At 32.0% G+C, this 22,434-nt stretch carries 21 protein-coding genes; 4 read left to right on the plus strand and 17 right to left on the minus strand.

Features of this window, described 5'->3' with window-relative positions; genetic code table 11:
- Nucleotide 1: 1 nt before the first annotated feature.
- Nucleotides 2–886 carry an MBL fold metallo-hydrolase gene (locus BMX34_RS02920; RefSeq protein WP_092570610.1) on the minus strand — a complete coding sequence of 295 codons (885 nt, stop codon included), beginning with the start codon at nucleotides 884–886 and terminating at the stop codon, nucleotides 2–4.
- Between the two features lie 144 nt (nucleotides 887–1,030).
- On the opposite strand from BMX34_RS02920, the gene BMX34_RS02925 reads away from it, so the two are divergent.
- Both BMX34_RS02925 and BMX34_RS02930 read left to right on the plus strand, forming a co-directional pair.
- Nucleotides 1,031–1,333 (plus strand): DUF6693 family protein, encoded by a 303-nt coding sequence (locus tag BMX34_RS02925; protein WP_092570612.1) that lies wholly within the window; start codon nucleotides 1,031–1,033, stop codon nucleotides 1,331–1,333.
- Nucleotides 1,334–1,511: 178 nt separating this feature from the next.
- Nucleotides 1,512–2,612 carry a site-specific integrase gene (locus BMX34_RS02930; protein ID WP_159428824.1) on the plus strand — a complete coding sequence of 367 codons (1,101 nt, stop codon included), beginning with the start codon at nucleotides 1,512–1,514 and terminating at the stop codon, nucleotides 2,610–2,612.
- A gap of 603 nt (nucleotides 2,613–3,215) precedes the next feature.
- Here BMX34_RS02930 and BMX34_RS02935 read toward each other — a convergent pair.
- The 5 genes from BMX34_RS02935 to argF are packed head-to-tail and all read right to left on the minus strand — an operon-like array spanning nucleotide 3,216 to nucleotide 8,946.
- Nucleotides 3,216–4,574, minus strand: a complete 1,359-nt coding sequence (locus BMX34_RS02935) for a YjiH family protein (protein ID WP_092570616.1) — start codon at nucleotides 4,572–4,574, stop codon at nucleotides 3,216–3,218.
- A gap of 25 nt (nucleotides 4,575–4,599) precedes the next feature.
- Entirely contained in the window at nucleotides 4,600–5,589 is a 990-nt protein-coding gene (locus tag BMX34_RS02940; protein WP_092570618.1) for an NAD(P)-dependent oxidoreductase, read from the minus strand.
- Nucleotides 5,590–5,593: 4 nt separating this feature from the next.
- Nucleotides 5,594–6,448 carry a dimethylarginine dimethylaminohydrolase family protein gene (locus BMX34_RS02945; RefSeq protein ID WP_092570620.1) on the minus strand — a complete coding sequence of 285 codons (855 nt, stop codon included), beginning with the start codon at nucleotides 6,446–6,448 and terminating at the stop codon, nucleotides 5,594–5,596.
- A 17-nt stretch (nucleotides 6,449–6,465) separates the two neighbouring features.
- On the minus strand, nucleotides 6,466–7,983 hold the full coding sequence (locus BMX34_RS02950) for a YfcC family protein (RefSeq protein ID WP_092570622.1): 1,518 nt from the start codon (nucleotides 7,981–7,983) through the stop codon (nucleotides 6,466–6,468).
- A 21-nt stretch (nucleotides 7,984–8,004) separates the two neighbouring features.
- Nucleotides 8,005–8,946, minus strand: coding sequence for an ornithine carbamoyltransferase (gene argF, locus BMX34_RS02955; RefSeq protein WP_092570624.1), 942 nt, complete (start codon nucleotides 8,944–8,946; stop codon nucleotides 8,005–8,007).
- Between the two features lie 91 nt (nucleotides 8,947–9,037).
- Here argF and BMX34_RS02960 point away from each other — a divergent pair, with 91 nt between their 5' ends.
- Nucleotides 9,038–10,678 carry a helix-turn-helix domain-containing protein gene (locus tag BMX34_RS02960; protein WP_159428825.1) on the plus strand — a complete coding sequence of 547 codons (1,641 nt, stop codon included), beginning with the start codon at nucleotides 9,038–9,040 and terminating at the stop codon, nucleotides 10,676–10,678.
- A 93-nt stretch (nucleotides 10,679–10,771) separates the two neighbouring features.
- On the opposite strand, the gene BMX34_RS02965 is transcribed toward BMX34_RS02960, so the two are convergent.
- From BMX34_RS02965 to BMX34_RS03010, 10 genes are all read right to left on the minus strand, one after another.
- Nucleotides 10,772–11,620: a DNA adenine methylase gene (locus BMX34_RS02965; RefSeq protein WP_092570628.1), complete on the minus strand. Its 849-nt coding sequence runs from the start codon at nucleotides 11,618–11,620 to the stop codon at nucleotides 10,772–10,774.
- Nucleotides 11,617–12,531 (minus strand): type II restriction endonuclease, encoded by a 915-nt coding sequence (locus tag BMX34_RS02970; protein WP_092570630.1) that lies wholly within the window; start codon nucleotides 12,529–12,531, stop codon nucleotides 11,617–11,619. Before BMX34_RS02970 ends, BMX34_RS02965 begins: the two co-directional genes overlap by 4 nt.
- A 23-nt stretch (nucleotides 12,532–12,554) precedes the next feature.
- On the minus strand, nucleotides 12,555–13,277 hold the full coding sequence (locus BMX34_RS02975; RefSeq protein ID WP_092570684.1) for a DNA-methyltransferase: 723 nt from the start codon (nucleotides 13,275–13,277) through the stop codon (nucleotides 12,555–12,557).
- 120 nt (nucleotides 13,278–13,397) lie between these two features.
- The gene (locus BMX34_RS02980; protein WP_092570632.1) at nucleotides 13,398–13,766 is read right to left on the minus strand and encodes a hypothetical protein; all 369 of its coding nucleotides are present in this window, start codon (nucleotides 13,764–13,766) and stop codon (nucleotides 13,398–13,400) included.
- 340 nt (nucleotides 13,767–14,106) lie between these two features.
- Nucleotides 14,107–14,961 (minus strand): glycerophosphodiester phosphodiesterase, encoded by an 855-nt coding sequence (locus BMX34_RS02985; protein WP_159428826.1) that lies wholly within the window; start codon nucleotides 14,959–14,961, stop codon nucleotides 14,107–14,109.
- 17 nt (nucleotides 14,962–14,978) lie between these two features.
- Nucleotides 14,979–15,842 carry an ABC transporter permease gene (locus BMX34_RS02990; protein WP_092570636.1) on the minus strand — a complete coding sequence of 288 codons (864 nt, stop codon included), beginning with the start codon at nucleotides 15,840–15,842 and terminating at the stop codon, nucleotides 14,979–14,981.
- Nucleotides 15,839–16,765 carry an ABC transporter permease gene (locus tag BMX34_RS02995; protein ID WP_092570638.1) on the minus strand — a complete coding sequence of 309 codons (927 nt, stop codon included), beginning with the start codon at nucleotides 16,763–16,765 and terminating at the stop codon, nucleotides 15,839–15,841. Before BMX34_RS02995 ends, BMX34_RS02990 begins: the two co-directional genes overlap by 4 nt.
- Before the next feature lie 15 nt (nucleotides 16,766–16,780).
- Nucleotides 16,781–17,590: an ABC transporter ATP-binding protein gene (locus BMX34_RS03000; RefSeq protein ID WP_159428827.1), complete on the minus strand. Its 810-nt coding sequence runs from the start codon at nucleotides 17,588–17,590 to the stop codon at nucleotides 16,781–16,783.
- Between the two features lie 7 nt (nucleotides 17,591–17,597).
- The gene (locus BMX34_RS03005) at nucleotides 17,598–18,452 is read right to left on the minus strand and encodes an ABC transporter ATP-binding protein (protein ID WP_159428828.1); all 855 of its coding nucleotides are present in this window, start codon (nucleotides 18,450–18,452) and stop codon (nucleotides 17,598–17,600) included.
- A gap of 75 nt (nucleotides 18,453–18,527) precedes the next feature.
- A complete protein-coding gene (locus BMX34_RS03010) occupies nucleotides 18,528–20,072 on the minus strand; it encodes an ABC transporter substrate-binding protein (RefSeq protein ID WP_092570644.1) in 1,545 nt (514 codons plus the stop codon).
- Nucleotides 20,073–20,448: 376 nt separating this feature from the next.
- Here BMX34_RS03010 and BMX34_RS03015 point away from each other — a divergent pair, with 376 nt between their 5' ends.
- Nucleotides 20,449–21,231, plus strand: coding sequence for a DeoR/GlpR family DNA-binding transcription regulator (locus tag BMX34_RS03015; protein ID WP_159428829.1), 783 nt, complete (start codon nucleotides 20,449–20,451; stop codon nucleotides 21,229–21,231).
- 394 nt (nucleotides 21,232–21,625) lie between these two features.
- Here the strand turns inward: BMX34_RS03015 and BMX34_RS03020 are convergent, their stop codons facing one another.
- A complete protein-coding gene (locus tag BMX34_RS03020) occupies nucleotides 21,626–22,351 on the minus strand; it encodes an HAD family hydrolase (protein WP_092570650.1) in 726 nt (241 codons plus the stop codon).
- Between the last annotated feature and the right edge of the window lie 83 nt (nucleotides 22,352–22,434).

Consider the following 22,434-nt stretch of genomic DNA (forward strand, 5'->3'; position numbering starts at 1 on the left):
GCTAGTCCTTCTTTCTAAAAGGCTGTAAAGCGGGCTTACTACGTTCTAAAGCAAAGGTCACTTCTCGACTTTCAGGATCAAATTTGGCCAAGCAGTAACTAGGGTCATGATAAAAGCTAAAATAAGCGCCATTCTGCAAGCCACAATTCACCCAGAGTTCCTTCGATTGAATCGTATCTTGCGGATAATCATCGACACCCGGCACCCACAAAGGATTCAGATGCAAATGAGTCATCAAATGATCGGCCAAATGAAGCACTATTTCATCACCTTGACTCAACTTAATGATCGCATGACCAATACTATGGCCCTTAGCTTGAAACAATTCAATCGCATCGTTGACGCGATAATATCCCCGCCAAAAGTCAACCTGATCAACAATCGGTTGCCAATTCTCCTGACGGTATGTTGCTCGTGTCCGTAGGGGTGGTTGTAGCAGTTCATCCCATTCGATTTCATTCACCAGAATTCGAGCCTTGGGATAGACCAACTCATACCCGGATTCAGAGTGGCTCGAACAGCGCGACAAGCCACCACAATGGTCGTTATGCATGTGCGTCATAATAATTAAATCAATATCTTCTGCTTTCAGACCCAGTCGAGCGAGTGAAGCTAAGGTTCGATTCTCACCAACAACTCCCTCATTACGAATCGTCTTGGCATCTAATTTATCCAGCCCATAGCCTGCATCGATTAAGATATTCTGACCTTGATACTGAATAAGTATCGGGTCACAGGTTTGTGACACTTGATTATGCTCATTGACCTCGACCAAATTTCGCCAAACAACTTGTGGCACTGGACCAAATAAGCGTCCCGCATCACACCAAAAAGAATTCCCCTCCAAAAAATGCAGGGTCATATCATGAAATTTAAAGCAATCCATTCAATCCCCCCAATTAAAAGTAATTATAAGCTTTATATAATAGGTAGACAAAGGATTTGTTTAAATAAAATAAATTATCTGCTTTACGAGAGCTTCATCCATCGATTACAATAAACATACATTACTAAACACTGGAGGACGACAATGAAACAAAGTTATTTTGACGGATCCTTACTTTCTTTTATCGGCAATCGCCTATTGGTCATTATTATCATTTGCTTTACTTTGGGTCTAGCTACCCCATGGGCGGTCATCATAATGACAAAATGGGAGATTGAACATACGGTGGTGAATGGGCAACGCTTATACTTTGATGGCACAGCCACACAGCTATTCGGCCACTGGTTGAAATGGTGGTTGCTCACGATTATTACTTTCGGAATCTATAGCTTCTGGGTTGGCATACGCATGCGCCAATGGAAGGCACAACATACCTATTTCAGATAGAAAGAAAATGGACAATACTCACGACAAAACTTTTGCCCATAATAGAATCAATAAATTTTGTCCCACTCATTACCTTTCATGCCTATAAAACTGATGACCTAATAAGCTAATCTTGATAGCGCTCTTAGCGATGTCCTATGATAGATAATATTTTATGGATAGAACAGGAGCGAATATTATGTCAGTAGCTAAAGACAAAAGAACAGGTAAATGGATGTGTCGTGTATCATATAAAGAGAATGAAAAATATAAACAAATCACTAGAAAAGGTTTTAGTACAAAGAAAGAAGCTCAAATCAACGAAGCCCAACTAAAATTAAATCTCGAAAATAGAATTTTAGTGAAACAGCAACCCAATAAAAATATAACCTTTGCAGATTATTTTGAAAATTGGGCAAGGAAATATAAAATCGGCCTCTATTCTGCCTCTACCGATGAAAAATATGAATATGATATTAAATTGGTTCATAAGTATTTTGGTAGAAAGAAAATAGCAGAGGTTACCAGAGATATGTATCAAGATTTTATTAATCAAAGAGGCAAAGGAAATGGGAAAGATATCGTAGAGAAAACCCATGGAAGAATAAAAGCCTGTATGCAAGATGCATTATACGAAGGACTTATCAATCGAGATCCCACCTATAAGTCCGTTTTACGCTATGAAATAGCTGGAAATAACAAATTGAAATATTGGAATGAGAAAGAATTTCATAAAATAATATATTATCTCAAAAACAATATGACTCCAGCAAATTTAATCCTTTATATTGCCGCCCTCACCGGTCTAAGAATTGGCGAGATATATGGCCTATCATGGGATGATATTCAGTTGAATAAACTATCCGTAAATAAAAATTTCGATTACAAAAACAACGAATTTACTCCGGGAAAAACAAAATCTTCAATCCGAACGATTTCAATTACTGAAAGTTTATACAACGAAATAATAAGATACAAAAATACCAAACATAAATCTTATAATGAGCATCTATTTATAGATAAGGGTAAACCTTGCATAAGTTACAACGGACTTCGTAAACACCTGAAGAAAATATGTAACATGCTGGTCATCGACTTCTTACCCATTCATTCCTTTAGACACTCACATTGCTCATATTTAATCTTCCAAGGAGTGAATATCCACTATATTTCTAAAAGACTTGGCCATACAACCGTCATCGAAACACTAAAAACTTATTCACATATCTTTGATGAATTTGAACAACTTCAAAACAATAAAGTAATCGACGCATTAACATATATCGAAGGTGCAAAATAAAGTGCAAAAAATTTAAGACAAACATCACCCAAGACAATATTTTTCCTAGACTCAAAAGTATTAAATAAGACCAAACGTTTAGCTTGGTCTTTTTTTCAGCGCCTATTTAACAGAACAAGTACATCTTCAACGACAGATCTACCTGTAACAATCTTTCGCGATAATTTTTCAATCAATAAGTCCAAGTAGTAGATAACGTGTAACACCATACCCCCCGAAGCAGAAAAAGTCATCATTCAATCACAAAATGAATCAATAAAATGTAATTACATAAAAAAAACGATTGAAGTGTTTCAATCGCCTTTCATAGACTCACCAACAGTCTTTGACAAAGATCCTAAAAAAGAGCACCTCACTCATAAAAAGCGAAGTGCTCTAAAGCTTGATACAAAGCCAATACCGATGGTCGGGGTCGAACCGACACGCCCGTGAGGGCACAGGATTTTGAGGTTAGGGTAAGCAATTATCGGCTATTGTCAATCGCTTCTAAAGCCATATATATCAAGGGATTTCGCATTGTGCGGTATTACCCATCATCACTGGACCTCGACTCCAATGCCGAAATCCCGACAAAAAAACCGCCCGCCAGCGTGAGGTTTATTTTCAATACAGAATATGAGCAAAAAATAAAATTATTGGGAAAGCCAAAATCGTTCTCTCGATAAATATTAAAAATAGTTTTTTGAAATCAATTCCAATTTCACTTTGAAGAATTATAGTTCCAACCTCCGTCAAATAGATCATTTGTACCAGAGATAACTCTGTGATAATAAATCGAGTAAACTCAGAATCTATATCCGTAACAAGTAATGGTGGTATAAACATATCAATAAAACCAACTAAAGTTGCTGGAGCAACCTCAAATGCATAAGGAATATTTAATAATTCGAATATTATTCCAATTGGATAAGATAGATATGTAAAAAAAGAGGTATTATACACTATAATTAGCCCCAATGTCCCCCATCCGACGACTACGGGGATCAATCCTATCCAAATTGAAATCATAATTTGAGTTCCATCATAGAAAATTTCTTTAAAACCAAATTCTTTGGAACGTTCGATTCCCTTTATTAGTGCCCATTTTAAAGTACTAACACCTCTTGGAGGATTGTTATCTATAACGATTTGATTATCATAATACTCATTAGGTATATTTTTTAATGGATATATTCTTGGCATAATTATAGCTAAAATTACACTTATTAAACAAGCAACTAAAAATATTAGTGTAAAGTCATTTTCTAATCGTGTTACCTGCGAAACAACATATACAAATGACACAGACACTAAAGAAAAGTTACACATAATATTTGCTGCGTCTCTTTTTGAATAATAGCCTAAATGATATTTTTCTCTACAAAGAATTACTTCAGCATTTGAAGCACCAAACCATGAAGTAACTAAGTCTAAAGCCGCAACTCCAGGCACTTTAAATAAAGGAGTTATCATATTCCTTGTAAGTACACCAAAAAATTCCATAACTCCGCAATTTGTTAAAAATGGCAGTATATAACTCAAAGCCATAGAGATTGTGATTAAGGATTTAGATAGTTCTATCATATTGAGCCCAGTTTTTTCTGAGTTAATTACAGAAAAATTAATATTGAATATTATTACTAATAAAAAGATACTGGATAAAATTCTAGTAATTAAATAAATTGGTTGTGTATAAAAATATTTATCTATAATAAAATTAATGGAACCATTTTTATCTAAACCTTTTTTTCGACGATAAAAAGCAACAATCCCCAAAATTGTCGAAAAGAAAGTAATTATAACTATAAAAATAAATAATAAATCTGAAAATTTGATCAATAACCAATCTGAAGCAGCTGAAACTAATGTTTTATTTTCTAAAATTGGGAGAGGGAGCATAAATGCTCCCAATCCAAATATAGAAGAAACAAGAAATTTAAATATATATTTTTTATCAATGTGGTAAAGTGGGTTAGTTTCCATAATGGAAGTCTCCCTTCTAATTACTCTAATAATCACTCACTAATTTAAAAACTTTGTCTTTATCACCTTTTAGATAAAAAACAATATTTTCTGTAGAAATTTTTTGGAGATCTTTAATGGAATTAATTGTATAGAAAGCAGCGTGAGGAGTTACAATTACGTTATCTCTTCCAATCAGAGGATGATTTTCAAGATGAGGGGTTTCATCTTTTAGAACATCTAATGCTGCTCCTTTTAAATAACCTACATCCAAAGCACGAACAAGATCATCTTCTTCAACACTGTTTCCTCTTCCCATATTTATAAAAAATGGAATTTTACTCATTTGTTTAAAAATATTTAGATTAAAAAATTTATCATTTGTCTTATTATAATTCATATGGTTAGAAATAACATCAGAATGTGATAGTAAATAATTCATATCTTCTACTAATTCAACTTCATTATTATTTACTAAATCTTTATTCACATATGGATCATAGGCCAATACTTTCATTCCTAATAAACTAGCTTTTTTAGCAACAGTTCTTCCTATTTTCCCTAAACCAAAAATTCCTAAGGTAAGATTCTCTATACGTGGGTTTGCTCCTGCAACATCGTATCTCCATTTAAAATTTTGTTCAACGTCTTTTGTTAAAATTTTTACTTGCTTAACTAATGAGAAAATCATTCCAATAGTAAATTCAGCCACATCAATCGTACAATATTCTCCTACCGGACAAACTCCAATACCTCTTTTATTAGCAGCTTTCAAATCAATATTATCATAACCAGTAGCATTCATAGAAATTATTTTAAGTTTTTTTGCTTTATCCATTGCTTCCTCATCAATTTTTATAAATCCAGTGAGAATAGCATCAACATCTTCAATAATTTCTAAAAATTCTTCTCTTTTTTCATCATGATATTCGTAAATTACAATCTCACAATCTGGGAAACCATTTTTCAGAATTTCCATCTCATAATCATGAGTTGGCATCATTGAATCTGGATAATCTGAAATTAATATTTTCATAAAATTACTCTCTTTCAATTGGATATGTCATACAATGTGGACCGCCACCGGCCTTTAAAATTTGCATTAGCGGTAACTTAACTACTTCAATACCTTCTGCTTCCATAGCCTCATTTACACTCTTATTATTCTCAATTCCTAAAACTTTTCCATTCCCTAATGCTTGGACGTTGCAACCATGTTTAAAAACTAGTTCACTAGGAACATCTATGATTTTGAAATTACGACGTTCTAACATCTTTATGAAGTTATACGGTAATTCACGGGTGGCAGCGATACAAATTTTTTCTGCTACAATATTAAAAATCATGTCTAAATGGAGATTTGCAGGAGGCGCTGGCACCGCAACGACCGTGTAGCCATATTTTTCTAGTTGTTCACGCAGATTACTTACCCCTAAATAATCTGTTCGATCAACTACACCAAATGCAATAGTATGCTCATCAATCATCCAGAAATCTCCACCTTCAAAACACCCTGCATTACAACGTGCAATAACTGGAACTCCCAATTCTTTTAATTTAGCTTCATATACTTCAGTTTCTTTCTGACGAGCTGGATGACGGAATTTCCCTATAATAGCTCCTTCTTTTACCATGGCTCCAAAATCACGAGCAAAAGTTTGCACTTCTAACTCTTTATGCGCTTCTACTTCTATAACCTCTACGTTATTTTCTTTATAACCTTGAATTAGAGTATCCCACTCTTCTACCATTTGATCATTTTTCTCTTTTTCGCCTTTTTCCATCCAGCCTTTAGTTATTTCATTAATAGCGTTAAAAACATAGTACCTAGGGGAACAAACCATTACTTTTTTCAATACATTTGTACCATTAGAAACCCAAATTTTTTCAGACATCTCTAATCCTTCTTTCTTTAAATATTTACTAAAATTAATAATATTATGGCACTTACCGCAGCTAATATTAAGATATATTTTAAAGCTACTTTAACCCAAGTGGCATAATCTACATGCACTGCCTGAGTGCATGTCATAACAATAATTGATGTTGGCATAATAGCTTTAACAATTCCTAATGCAAAATTATATAGAATAATCATGGTTACTTGTGAAACACCGGCAAAGAGGCCCAAAGGTCCCATTATTGAAATAGTAGCAGCAGCTAAACCAGTAGAACTTGGAATAAAACTGGCCATAATTAAATAAACTAAAAATGCTAATAGAATAAATACTATAGGAGAGAATGATCCTAAAGTTGTTTCAGCATAATGTAAGATTGTTGCAGTAATATTTCCATCAGTCATGATTACTTGAATCCCCCGTGCTAGCGGCACAATAAACGCTGTAGAAACTAATGCACCTGCACCACGAACTAAAATATTAATTGATTTATCGATACTGTATCCCATCACTGTACCAGAAATTAACGTCATCACAATAAGCAATACATTAATTTCATTAAAATACCAATCTCCCAGAGGAACAACATTATTGCCAATAATAATTTTTGAAATTGGGTTAGTATTAATCCAATTAGCTATATCCTGAAAAATTGTAAAGTTTTCATTTAAAGATACCCAAGGTACCAAAGAGATAATCATAATAATGAAAGTTAGAATAAATATACGAAACACCCAATTTTGTTCCTTTGTTAACTCATTATTTTCTGACACATTTTCTCCAGTAAACTCTTCTTTATCCTTTTCTAATCGATAATACTGTACTGAATTTTTCGGATCGCTCTTTACCTTCTTAGCATACATGCAAATTAATAAAGAGGTTAGAGAAAGTAAAATTATAAAAATTACTGCTCTAATCAAAATTCCATCGCCTGGACTAATCCCTAATATTCCTGAAGCAATTCCTGTTGAAAAAGGATTAACAATGGAAGCCGCACATCCCATTTGAGTTCCAAAGATGACAATCATAAGTGTTGTAATTGTATCTAAACCCAGATTCAACATTATTGGGAGAAACATCAAAACATATACAAATCCCTCCTCGTAAGCTCCTTGTACAGTACCAAAAATTCCCATCATAAAAGTAAGAACCGTTATCAAAATATAAATATTGTCTTTGAATTTAAAAGCTATTTTCTTCAAAGATTTTTTCACAGCCTCTGTTTCATCCATCATTTCTAAAAAACTGCCAAATAGCATTACATTTAATGAAATAGTAATAGCTGCCGAAACGGATTCGTTTCCAACCATACCAATGATAGGTGCCATCAGAATATTCCATAAACCTTGCTGATTAGCTTGAGTTGGCTCATACGTTCCTGAAATAGCTTGGCCTGCTTCATTTAGTTTATAAGCCCCTCCCGGAATGAACCAAGTCAATATGGCTACTAGTACAATAGCAGAAAAAATTACAACATATGAATTCGGTGATTTAAATTTTTTCTTTTTAGTTTTTTCTTCCTTGCTTTCCATATTTTCACCTACTTATTATAACTATTTATTAGCATATGCCGCTATAATTGCTTTTATTGAGTGCATTCTGTTTTCACCTTCATCAAAAATAACAGATTTTTCTGACTCCATTACCTCATCCGTTACTTCTTCACCACGGTGAGCAGGTAAACAATGCATAAAAATACAATTAGGATTTGCTTTATTCAAAGCATCCATTGTAATTTGATATGGAGCAAAAGCTTCTTTTAATTTCATAATTTCTTCGTCTGTTTGGCCCATACTATATTGAGCATTTCCATAGACAACATCAGCATTTTCCAGAGCTTTAGAATAGTCATCAGTAACAACAATTTTTGATCCGGTTTTTTTCGCTTTATTCATAATAATTTCCATGATATCTTTGTTTGGTTTCAACGATGGAGGGCAAGCTAAAAAACAATCCATACCTAACGTAGCACTCATAATCATTGTGGTATAGGCAACATTATAAATATTTCCTGAATGACAAATTTTAATTCCTCTAAATTGACCAAAATTTTCATATATTGTCATTAAATCAGCAATTCCTTGAGTCGGATGAGCTTCATTAGTAAGTCCATTAATAACTGGATTATTCATCCATTTCGCACATTCTTCTACAATTGTATGTCCAAATGTACGAATAAATAACCCATCAAAATATCTATCTAAAATTCTACAAGTATCCTTTAAAGGCTCTCCACGAGTCATTTGCATTTCATCAGGCCGTAAATAAACTAATTTAATTCCTAAATCTGCCGCAGCTCTTTCTAATGCATTTCTTGTTCGGGTACTATTTTTTTCAAATAAACCAGCCCAAACTTGTCCTTTTAAATACTCATGCGGTTCATTATTTGTCCATTTTTTCTTAAATCCTAGTGATGACTCCACCAAATATAGTATCTCTTCTCTGCTTAAATCTTTTAAAGCCAGAAAATCTTTACCTTTAAAATTATTTCTCATACTAAACCTCCTTTTTGTTTATAATCAAATGATAACATTGTATATAAAATTTAAGTATTGTATGATAATACAAAAAGGAGGCGTTTTCATTGTGGAATCCAACAATAAATCATTTAATTATTCAAAAATAGCAGTGGAGGATTTCATTAAAACTAATATTTGTAAGACCTCAAAGATTATTAGCAGTTCGAAAGGCATAAATAATTTTATTTATAGTACAAATATTGTTGATATTGAAAATATAGAAGATTGGTTACATGAAGGAGAAGCACTAATTATTGGTGTGTTCTTCGAGAAGCTAATGAATAAAGAATTTATCATAAAACTAAAAAATAAAAATACAGCTTGCATAATTTCTAAGAAAAAATTTGAAATTTTTCTACTTCCAAAATATAAAGATATGTTAATTAATTTTGATATACCAATTATATTTGTTGATGATAAATATTCTTGGAGCGATGTAATTGTTTCTATTCAAGAAGTTATAATATACAAACAAACTCAAAAATTGATTGAAACTGATAAATTTTATGATCAAATTATTTCTTGGTTTAATAATAACCTTACAATCAGTAAAATATGTCATGAATTTTATAATGCTACTGGCTATTCAATGATTATTCTTGATAATTTTTTTAATATTATAGACTATTCCTACGACACTAATTGGAATAAATTCATTTCAATTTCAATAAATGAATTATCAAAAATAGAATTATTAGGTTATAAATTAAATAACGAACCTTTGTCCGGATATATATTAAGTATTAATAATAAACAACTTTATATTATTCCTACAAGTATTATTGAAGAATCAAAATTTTATATAGGTATCAAGACAAATACTTCATCAAAGATTATTCCATCTGATATACTTTCTAAAATCGATATTTTAAAAGAACTAATTCTTTTACAAATGAAATTACATACTGAGATTAATATTTCAAATTTACATTTTAGAAATAATATTTTTTCGTCAATATTGGCATTAAATGAACATAGTGAGGCTGAAAAAATAAACCTCAGTCTCGCATTAAACACAAACATACATGATAAATATTTTTTGGTTATGGTTGAGCCAATCGACGATAAAAATACAATTATTCAAAATGTCCATCAATTATATTCTTTCTTGAATAACAATAATTGGTTTTTTGATAAAAATCTCTTTTTTTCGTATCAAAACAATTGGGTAATATTAATTCCTAACTTTATATTTAAAAAAACCGATTTACAAGAAGACATCTTAAACCCTCTAGAAAAATACTTTAATACCAGTTTCTATTTAGCTATATCTAATTGTCATTTTTATTTTGAGACACAAAAATCTTATGATGAAGCTATTTCTGTTATATCTTTTTTAAAACAAACTATTGGTGAGGATAAAATAATGAGTTATAGCGAGCTTGGAAATTTAGAATTATTTATCAATGAAACTAAGCATGTTAACGAATATTTTATTATGAAAATGATTAATGCCTACATTTTACCTCTGACATCTTATGACAAAAAGCATAGTTCAAATCTATTTGAAACTCTTCAATCCTTTTATACCTGTAACTTATCGTACAAACTCTGTAGTAATATTTTATTCATTCATACAAATACACTAAGATCCCGCATTAGTACTATAGAAAAATTATTGAATTTAAATATAAAGGATACTTCAACTATTACAAACTTCAAAATCGCTTGCATGTTATATAAAAAATTTATGGCTAATGAGCCTTGAACTCATTAGCCATATTTTAACCCCGCCTTAAATAAAAATACATGCTAATTACTAGCTTATAACATTTTCACAAACTTTTAACATGTTCATATTTTAGTAGTTTTTTATTATTACTTCTTCGACTTTCCCTCTCCTACTAGCTACTGAATTTATCATTCGATTTGCTCCAACTATTAATGTAGTATCTTTATATTTTGAATATAATTCATGGACAAATGGATGAGACGAATTCGACAGCATGACAAATGCGCCTCTACTATCCAATTCTACAAATACATCTCTTAACTTCTTCTGTTCCTCCACTCCAAATCCGTCCTTTGTATAAGAAGTAAAATAACTACTATCTGAGATAGGAACATATGGAGGATCAAAATAAACAAAATCATCTTTTTTTACAGATTCAACTGCTTTAAAAAATTCTTCATTTTTAATTATTACATGAGCAGAATTTAAATACTCGTTAATTTTGAATAACAGTTCTTTATTTAAGATTTTAGGATTTTTATATTTCCCGTAGGGTACATTAAATTGACCTTTAGAATTTACTCTATACAAACCATTAAAATCTACTCTCAACATATAGATTAACCGAGCTGCTTTTTCAACATTTGTCATTTGTTCATATCTTCCGTCTCTGTCGGCTTCTCTAATATTCAAGTAATATTCTTTCGAATTATTAATCTCATGCTGTTTCAGAACTTCAATTAGTTTAACTACCTCATCTTTAATTACCGAATAACATAACATTAAATCACTATTCAAATCGTTAATTACTGCATTCTTAGGCGCTAAATCAAAAAAAAACGAACCTCCTCCTATAAAGGGTTCATAATATGTATTAAAATGTTCTGGAATATTCTTTCGTAAAACATGTAATAATTGTCTTTTCCCACCCGTCCATTTTGTAAAAGGTTTGAGCGGTTCATTTAAATTACTTTTCATTTTTCCTCCTGAATTAGTAACTCGTATAAGAAACCATCTTTTACCATCTTTAAATTAAAAATATTTTCTATTTGACCCATTGCCTCTTCCATAGGAAATTTAGCAGTTTTCCAACCTTGACCATCGGTAATCCAAATAAATCTTACATTATCTTTGGAATTATTAATTAATTCATTCAATGTTTGAAATTCACCACAGACTGCTTTTAGCTTTGAACCGCCACCGCCATAATAATTAGTTTCAAAAACAAATGCCTTATTATTAATATGATCCATTAATGCCCCATCAAATCTTCTTGCTGATTTATCAACGGGTACATTTATATTCCATTTGTCTAACATATATGAAGATGTTGCCTGTTCATAGTGTTCCCACTTTAATCTTTCTGAAATACCAACTAGAGTTTTAGTCAAAATACCTTCCATAGTAGTTCCAGAACGATTTTTTCTTGCATTACTATCCAATCCTGTTTCCACTCCATAGACGTAATCAACTAAACTTCGATTCGCATCATTTTTCAAAAAGGTAAACAGACCACTTTCTTCAATAAACCTTAAATATATATCGATATTTTTTATATCGATATTATTAAAGTCTATATTAAGTGTGCTCATATTTTCTCCACGAATCAGTAAGATATCTAAATTATTATCTCTAGATGCTATTAAAGAAGGAATCGCTTTTAACAGATGTGGTTGTTGGAGAAATAATTTTTTTGCCTCTTCAACTATATTTTCTTTACCTATTAAATAATTTAAAGTATTTAGTTCAAGTTCATATTTTTTTGTATTAGTTTTAACTTTATTCCAATTTACAAAATATTCAGGTGTCCTATTCGTTAAACTCAAAGTATCAATAAAATATTCGAGCTTGTTTTTTGGGTCTAAATTTTTATATGCTAAGTAATTCATTTTTTTCTCTTTTCTTTAATGATTTAGTATAACGTTAACTGTGTATTATTCATTCTATTAATAATACGTTGTTTTGCAATATTGTAATATTCTGCATCTGATTCGATACCAATAGCTTTTCTATTATGAATGATAGCTGATTCGACCGTCGTACCAGATCCCATAAAACAATCTAGAATAATATCTTGTTCTTTGGAACTTGAAAGTATTATTCTTTCCATAATCTCAAGTGGCTTTTGAGTAGGATGATACCCAAATTGTTTTTCTGATTTTTTAACAGTTGACGTTTTCCACACATCTTTCATTTGCTTACCATTGTTCAATTCTTTCATCAATTTATAATTAAAATAATGTTTAGTATTATTATCTTTTTTAGCCCATAAAATAGTTTCAGTAGAATGGGTAAACATTCTGCACGATAAATTTGGAGCCGGATTTGTTTTCTGCCAAATAATATTATTTAAAATTTTGTAGTTATTTTTCTTTAACAGATACCCAAGTGTATATATATTATGCATTGTTCCAAAAAGCCAAATAGTACCATCAGGTTTTAATATTCTATCAAACTCTCTTAAATAACTATTGTAAAATTCTTCCATTGAAATATCAGTTTTATCCCATTCTCCTTTATCAACCGAAGACATCGTTCCATTCTTACAGGTTATACCTCCGTTTGATAAAAAGTAAGGAGGATCTGTTGCAATAACATTAATACTTTCATTGCTTAACAATGGTAGGATTTTCATAGCATCCTGATAATATAATGTTATGTTATCTCCTAAAATATCTTTCAAAGTCTTCTCCTATTCTAATTAAGTTAATTTTAAATCTTCATTATCTTAATCATTATACAGGAAAAAAGGATTCTATTCATAAAATTCTTCCTCAGATAAATCCAATCGCAATAATTTGTTAATTGGAACCCAAGTAAATTCAGGTCCATCTTTAATTCCTATACTATCATCTTCTATTTGATTTAGGACACCCTCTATAGATTTAATTTTTCCATTCGAATCATAAAAAGTATATTTAACTCGAATCTGTTGGCTGTATGCTTGATTTATTCTTAGATAAATCTCTTTTATATCTTGTCCGTCTACATTAGTTTTATATTCATGAAAATCTTTTAAAGCGGATGTATGCTCGCTTAAAAAGAAACCCATCCATTTCTTCATTCCTCTATCTTGATATTCTCTACCGGATTTATAAGGTAGGTAGGATCTGTCTACGTACATAAAAGTAACACCTCGCCCATATTATACGAACACCTGTTCCTGTTTTCAAGTGCAAAATCACCTTCCCCGAATCTTTTGTTCTGTTTCGTTCATGTGACCGTTCTGCCCTGACGAGCTCCACCTGGACATTCACGAACCATTCACTTCAAGATTTGGGGAAGGTGATTTTGATTACAAAAAGTAATTATAATCGATTACATTTTCATATTTCAGAATAAAATACTCACTTTTTGTGTCGTTTAAGTAAGTATTATTACCAGTCAAGTAAAAATTATAAAAAACATATACTTTATAGCAAAACTCAGAAAATAATTAAATAATAAGAAGCTTAATTATTACACTAGCCTCTATAGGTATTCCAATAATTATCAGTTAATATTACATCAATACCTAAATCAAAGAAATGCTTTGCCTCATCATAATCATTAGACCAAAAGAGGTTAGTAATTAAGTGATGTTCCCTGGCTAAATCAATCATTGCTTGAGTAGTTAAGTGTTTACAAAATTGAACTCTTTGACAATCATACTTTATAGCGTTCTCAACTATGGAGAAATTCATATGACCCTCTAAACAACAACGCTTCAGATTCGGTGCCATTTTTTTTGCAGTGATTAAAACATCCTTTTCACCAGTAATATAAACTGTTTCATGACAATTATAGTAGTCAATCCATTCAATAACTTTTGCAAACACCCTTTCATCATAGGCCGTTACTATACGATTTTCAACTTGGACATCAATCCTCTCCTGTGGTTCATGCTCGTGTAGGTTAGCCAATATATTATTGTGATAACAATTCCATAGAAATTTTCCTCTTTTTTTCATAATTTTAAATGACCCTATCGGATCATTTATTGATTTAATATGAATATTCATTATTACCTTATTAGCAAATAAATTCAGTACGTCTTCGAAATATGGAAAAGATAATCCACGGTAATACGATGAGAAATAGCTGCCTGCATCAAGAGAATTAATTTCTTCACTCGAAAGTGATTGAATTTTTCCATAACCATTTGATGTTCGGTTTACTGTAGAATCATGACAAACCAATAAACGTCCATCTTTAGTAGGCCACAAATCAAATTCTATCTCGTTAGCTCCAAGTGCAATGCCTGCAGCAAAGGCAGGTATTGAATTTTCTGGGGCTATCGTATTAAATCCTCGGTGTGAACAAAAATTTTCTAAAGACACCTTTATTTACCCTCCATTTATCTGTTAATTTTAGGATCCAATTTATCTCTCAACCAGTCTCCTAACAGTGAAATACATAAAATAATAATAATCATGAATAAACTTGGAATTATTGCTAACCACCAATGAGTCATTAGGAAATCTCTACCTTCTGAAATCATCACTCCTAAAGATGTATTTGGTGGTTGAATACCTAACCCAAGAAATGATAAGGTACTTTCTAATAAAATAAAACTACTTAATGATGAAGTTGCCAAAACTATCAAAGGCGAGGCAATATTAGGAAGAATGTGTCGAAAGACTAATCTGATCTTTCCGATTCCGATCATTTCACCCGCTTCTATAAACGGGGCATTTTTTAGTTGCATTACTAAACCTCGAACTAATCGACAAAAACCTGACCATCCACTAAAAGCAATTACCCAAATAATAGTTGAAGCATTTGCTCCTAAAATAACGGAAGCAATTATCCCAATAAAAGTTGTTGGAATAGATAACATAGCATTATTAATAAATGTAATAATCGTGTCGAGTAGACCACCATAATATCCTGAAATTAATCCTAATATTGTCCCAATACAAAGAGCTATTGACATACCTACAAAAGAAATTTGAATGGTTGATTTTACAGCATAAATAAGACGAATAAATACATCTCGACCTAATTGATCTGTTCCTATTAGATGTTTAGATTCTCTATTAATAAAATGAGGCAAAGCTAATCGATTTAATAAATTAGTGTCTGCTAAATTTATTGGGAACAATACTGGTGCCAAAAACGCCGTTACTACTATTAGTAGCAAAATCAGAATAAGTAGGTGGTAGTATATATCTTTGACTTTAAAATGATTCTTAGTTTTAATTATTTTAAAATTCCTCATGAATAATCACCTACTCTTATTCTTGGATCCAAATATCCATAAGACAAATCGACCAGTAAATTTATTACGGTTACTGAAATTGCTATTAAGAGCACTCCAAAAATAACAACTGGAAAATCTCTTTGAATAGCACTATTAACAATTAGCGTTCCTATTCCTGGCCATCCAAACACAGTCTCAACAACCACAGACCCACCAATAATATATCCAAGTTGAGAACCTAAAATGGTTATTATTGGAATTAATGCATTGCGCAATCCATGTCTCCATATCATTTGTGACTTAGACAAACCTTTTGCCAAGGCACTTTCCATATAATCGCTTTGCATGACATCCAACATAGATCCTCTGGTCAATCTAGCTACAATCGATGCTGGACCAACTGACATAGCTAGTAAGGGCATTACCAAATGCTGTAACCCCCCCGATCCATTACTAGGTAATAATCTTAATGACAGTGAAAAAGTAAAAATAAGTAGGATTCCTAAAATAAAATTAGGAATTGTATTTCCAATGACAGAACAGATAATTATGAATTTATCTAGCATCGTATTATTCTTTATTGCTGCGATAATACCAAAGAGGACACCTAGAACAGTTGTAAATAAGAAAGTGAGAAAACCCAAACTCAATGTAGAGCCTAACCGTTCATAGAACAATTCTGCTACATCCCGTGAGTAATAATAACTTGTGCCCGCATTTCCATTGAACAGACCGAAGAAAGATTGCCAATATTGTTGATACAAGGGTAAATTCAAACCAAGATTTTCTTTTAGTTGTTCTTTTGCAGCTTCTGAAGCACTGTCTACCAACATAAATTCTACAGGATCTCCAGTTACTCTAGTCAAAAAAAATACAAGAGTATATACAAAAAAAATTGTCAAAACGGCTTTGATTATTTTATTAAAATAATATTTATTCATTATCTTCCTCCCATGTCACGATAACTCAAACTGTTTAATTCTTGGATCAGGCACAGGAACTGAAGCGATTAAAGTACGTGTATACGAGCTGTGAGGATCATCAAACACTTGTTCTACTGGGCCTTCTTCCACAACTCGACCATGCTTCATTACCATGATATGTTGTGACATAAATTTTACGACACTCATATTATGGGACACAAAGACGAAACTAATTCCGTCATATTCTTGTAAATCTTTTAATAAATTTAGAACTTGAGCCTGTGTCGATACATCGAGTGAAGATGTAGGTTCATCACAAATAATAACTTTTGGCTTAGTTGTCAGAGCTCGGGCAATACTAACGCGCTGTCTTTGTCCACCAGATAATTCATGGGGAAATTTACTCAGTATAGCACTTTCAAGTCCAACTTTCTCCAACAATTCCGTCGTAAACTTAAGAATTTCTTTAGACTTTAAGTGATAATGTACTTGATAGGGTTCAAAAAGAATATTTTTAATAGACATTTTAGGATTTAGAGATGCATAGGAATCTTGAAATATCATTTGAACATCTCTTTTAAAAGACTTTGACCGCCTATCGCTCATTTTATTACCATGAAAATAAACGTCTCCAGCACTTGTTTGCTCTAATCCAATTAATATTCGCATTAAGGTAGATTTTCCACTGCCTGATTCTCCAATGATACCCAGTACTTGACCTCGCTCAAGTTTAAGCGAGACATTGTCTAAAACCTTAAAATACCTTTTATCTCGTGAAAAAGTTTTATCAATAAGGGGAAATTCTTTAGTGATTCCTTTCATCTCCACAATAATTTCTTCCATCGAATCCCTACCTTTCATTAGCTTCTATGCCAAAGTCTGATAACGTCTTCAACCGCTTTACTCTCTCATTTACATTAGGAATAGATGCGAGTAAGGCTTTAGTATAAGGGTGATATGGATTGCAGAACAGATCTTCCGTTTTCCCCTTTTCAACTAATTTACCCTTATACATAACGAGAACCCGATTACAAATTTGTGCTATCACACCCATATCATGCGATATAAATAATATGGTTAAGCCAAATTTCTTCTGCAAAGACAATAAGAGTTTAAGAATTTCTGCTTGAGTTGTAACGTCAAGAGCCGTCGTAGGTTCATCAGCAATCACTACCTCTGGTTGACAAGCTAAGGCCATAGCAATCATCACCCTTTGTTGCATGCCACCAGATAATTCATGAGGATATTGTTTTAGGCGACTTTCTGGATGAGTTAGTTTTACTTCATTTAACAAGTGAATCACTCGTCTTTCTAAATCTTTTTTTGAGCAGTTCTGATGTATCCGAATCATTTCACTTATTTGCTGACCAATCGTGTAAACTGGATTGAGAGCAGTTGAAGCATTCTGAAAAATCATAGCAATCCGTTTACCCCGAATTTTTTCAATGGTTTTATCATTCATATCTAAGATATTCTCTTGATGAAATAAAATTTTTCCAGATTGATAGTTCGTATACTTATTCTTGTTTAATAGCATAATTGTTTTTGCTATCGTACTCTTTCCCGATCCAGATTCACCTACAATCCCAAGAATATCTCCGGGAAAAACCTGAAAAGAAACATCGTCGACAGCAATTAAAGTTTGAGATCCTCTTCGATAGCTCACCGTTAAATGCTTTATATCAAGGATACAATTTTCAACCATGACATTCCTCCTAAACACAAATAACTGTGTCTGAGTACTCAGACACAGATATTTGATTTTCATACTATTACGTCGCTATTCCGCTACTTTCAAGTCTTCCGCTCTAAAAGGTGTAATTTGATTTTGCGTGTAATGTAAATCCCATTCTAATCCATCTCGAATTCCATAAATATCTTCAGCTTGATATAGATAAGTTCCTGGAACATATGTATCAAAAACTTCCATTAAAATTTTAGCCGCTTTCTTCTGTTCTTCAATATCCTTACTGTCAATTAAAGTATTCCCTGCTTTAATAAATTCTTCAGTTGGAACCCAACTTCCAGTTTCTTCATTTGCAGGACCTGATCCTGGACCAAAGAGCAACCATAGTGCTCCTAACGGACTATCAAAACGAGAAGCTGATGACCATGCTCTAATATCTGTATCTGAGAAGGAGAATTCATCCGCATATTCCACTTCGGCTTGCACTCCAATAGCATTCCACATACTTACAATAGCTTGACCTGCTTCGTTACCATGGCTATAATATCCATCTTTCATAGTTATTTTAATAACTTCTTTACCATCATATCCTGATTCTTCCACCAATTTTTTAGCAGCTTCAGGGTCATATTTTACACCCGGGTAATCTTGAATATATAGATCTCCATAACTTTCAAATTGATGGCCATTGATATTTTTAGCATTTTCTGACCATAAACTATCAACTAGAGATTGGCGATCAATCGCCATTGTTAGTGCTTGACGGAATTTCTGATTAGACATAATGCTATCTTCCTTTTTGGTATTGAAAGCATAAATGTGAATGTTTTGGATTGGCGTACCCAATACTTGGATACCTTCTTGAGATTTCATTGATTCTACTTGGTCTGTAGGAATATCATTGATAATATCTAATTCTCCTGTGATAAGACCTGTCATTCTAGCAGAAGCTTCAGGTACACTAATAAATTCAATTTTTTTAGCTACTGGCTTTTCGCCCCAGAAATCTTCAAATCTTTCTAGTACATATTTCTCCGGAGAATACTCGACCATTTTGTAAGGACCTGAACCTATAGGTGCTGTCTGAAATGCTTCATCACCAACTTCTTCCACATAGTCTTTAGGTACAATACTCGCTCCCCAAATAGATCCTAAACGTTGTTCAAAAGCGGAATCAGGACGATTCAAATGAAACCTAACGGTTTGATCATCAACTTTCTCTACAGAATCAAGTGTTTCATATAATACCCTAATAGTTCCATCTCCATAACCATTAACAATCCGATCAAAAGTAAATACTACATCATCTGCATTTAATTCCTCACCATTATGGAAAGTTACACCTTCGCGGATTTTGACTTCCAAGGTTTCATCATCTAGCCATTCCCATGACTCTCCAATTCTATTAACGATTTCACCATCTTTATCTGTCCATAATAAAGTATCATAAATATTGTAAAAGACTTTAATACTCGCAATACCAATTCCTTTATTTGGATCTAAGTCCTTAACTAAATTAGATAAGCCAACACGTAATACATCAATTTCTTTCGCTTGAGCAAATGTAGATAGCGTTATCTGAGAAACCAACGCAGACATAATAAAAACAATAAATAGTACTTTTTTTAGCCTTTTCAAAACAAAAACCCCTTTTCATTGATTGTTTATATATTAATCATATACTATTAAGCAAGGGATCTTTGTAAATTTCTCATCTGGCTAGGTAAATTTATTGTAAAAATCTTGTTAATAATTCTTTTAAAAACTACTTTTATAATTTTCTATGTGACATCTTATAATAATTTAATGAATATATTAGCTATTCCAATGTCTAAGGTTGTGAAAATTTTGTTACTTTATGTTAAAAATAAGATAGTTCAGAACATATTGTGTTCGTAAAATATGTATTTCGAACATTTTATCGCATAATTAATTGGAGATGTGCAATGATATATTTATTAGAAATAGTTTTTAACTACTTTGACAAATGGATTTATTGTCAGAAAGGAGATTTATGTTTAAACAAGAAAGACAAAAGGCAATCTTATATTTACTGGAGGAAAATTATAAGATTCGCATTGTAGAATTAGCAAACCACTTCCATGTTTCTACCATGACTATCCGTCGTGATTTAGAAGTTTTAGAGAAGAATGACTATATAAAGCGAGCCAGAGGTTGGGCAATTGCCAACCAGTTAGTCTATGCAGAAAAAAGTTTTTTAGAAAGACGAGTACAAAGATTAAAAGAAAAACAAGCTATTGCAATTGAAGCATATAAATTAATATCTCCTCATGATCGAATTATTTTAGATTATGGATCAACTCCACAAGAGTTAGCTAAACTAATGGCTAAACAAGTTGATTTTCCGCTAACCGTTGTCATCAACGATTTTAATATTTACCAACTTCTTCGTACTAATTCAAATATTAGCCTCCTATTTGCCGGAGGGAATGTTGAATTAGATAGGGATCCAATTACCCTAGGTTATCTAACTAATCAATTTTTTCAACATCTCGTAGTAGATAAAGCTTTTATGTCTATGCGGACCGTAGACTTTAAACAAGGTCTTTTTCACCCTGTTGGCCAGGTTGCCGAAACCAAACGAGCAATGATAAACGCAGCTAAAAAAGTCATCGTTATTGCTGACTACTCGAAATTTAATAACCATTCTATGTTTCAAATCGCTCCTATCGAAACTATCAATATTCTCATTACAGACACCGGGTTAGATATTGGACAATATACCATTCCTCAAAATTTAAAAGTAATTCAGGCAGAATTACGAAATGCTTTATAATAAACAATAAAATAGCGATTGACTAAACTTATGAAAGTCCAACCGCTATATTAAATAAACATTTTGAATTTGAAGTTTTTATACTTTTTATACTGTAATTCCGATTATTAGTTTATGGATTCGACTGAATAAATCATCAAAAAATAAATTATACGATCAACAAAAAATTCTATTCTTTATAAAGAAGGAATCCAAAACTGGGAAGACCCTGATTGGATAGAACCCGATTAAATGAAATTAGAAAGAAAACGCTAATTGAATTATTACAGAACTCACTATACATATAATGGTTAATACTATTTAATTCATATTTACGGTATTTAGTGGTCAGTATATTGATACACCTGATGGTAAATTTTGAATTGTAACCTTTCAAACAGCCCCTTTTCCCTTTTCATAAAAAAGGAAAAGGGAATATTCTTAATTTAAATAATTCCTTTACATACTCATATATTTCATTATCTGATATAAAACAATCAGTCTCAGCTTCATTTTCTTGTTCCATATAGTTATAATATATTGCTTTCCAACCAAGTTTTTTAGCGGGTAAGAAATCTTTATGATAGTTATCGCCAATATATATTAAATTGCTAGCATCTTCATTCAGGCTCTTCTCAACTATTTTAAATATTTCTGGTTCTGGTTTGGAGCACCCTAACGCATCAGATATAAATAAATTTTCATCAGCAATATACTGCTGCAGACCCAAATTATAAAATTTCTTTTTTTGGTCCTCTATTGGACCATTTGTCAGGACAAACATTTGAACATGATTCGCTTTTAAATAATTCAATAGCTTTAACATACCAGGCCTTATCACTATATTGTTTCGTTTTTCTTCATATAGTTTATTGAATTTTTCTGCTATCGCTTTAGATACCTCGTAATTAAAAAAGTTATAGGTATTTACTACTCGATCTAATTTATAATCAATCTTCTCTTTTTCGCCTTTGCAAAATTTTTCATATTCTAGGATTGATTCTCTTTGATACACTTTATTAAAGTCCGAAAAACAAACCGGTATATTTAAATATTTTTCTTGCATTACCTGATACACGTTACTATACACTAAATCACGATTATATATTGTATCGTCTAAATCAAAGCCAACTATAGCCAAAACTAACTCTCCTCATCACTATTCTCTCAACTAGGAAAAATGGAAGTTTACTCTATCAGAACAACTTTATACACTCTATCATA

Source organism: Ignavigranum ruoffiae (assembly GCF_900110675.1).
Taxonomy (GTDB): Bacteria; Bacillota; Bacilli; order Lactobacillales; family Aerococcaceae; genus Ignavigranum; species Ignavigranum ruoffiae.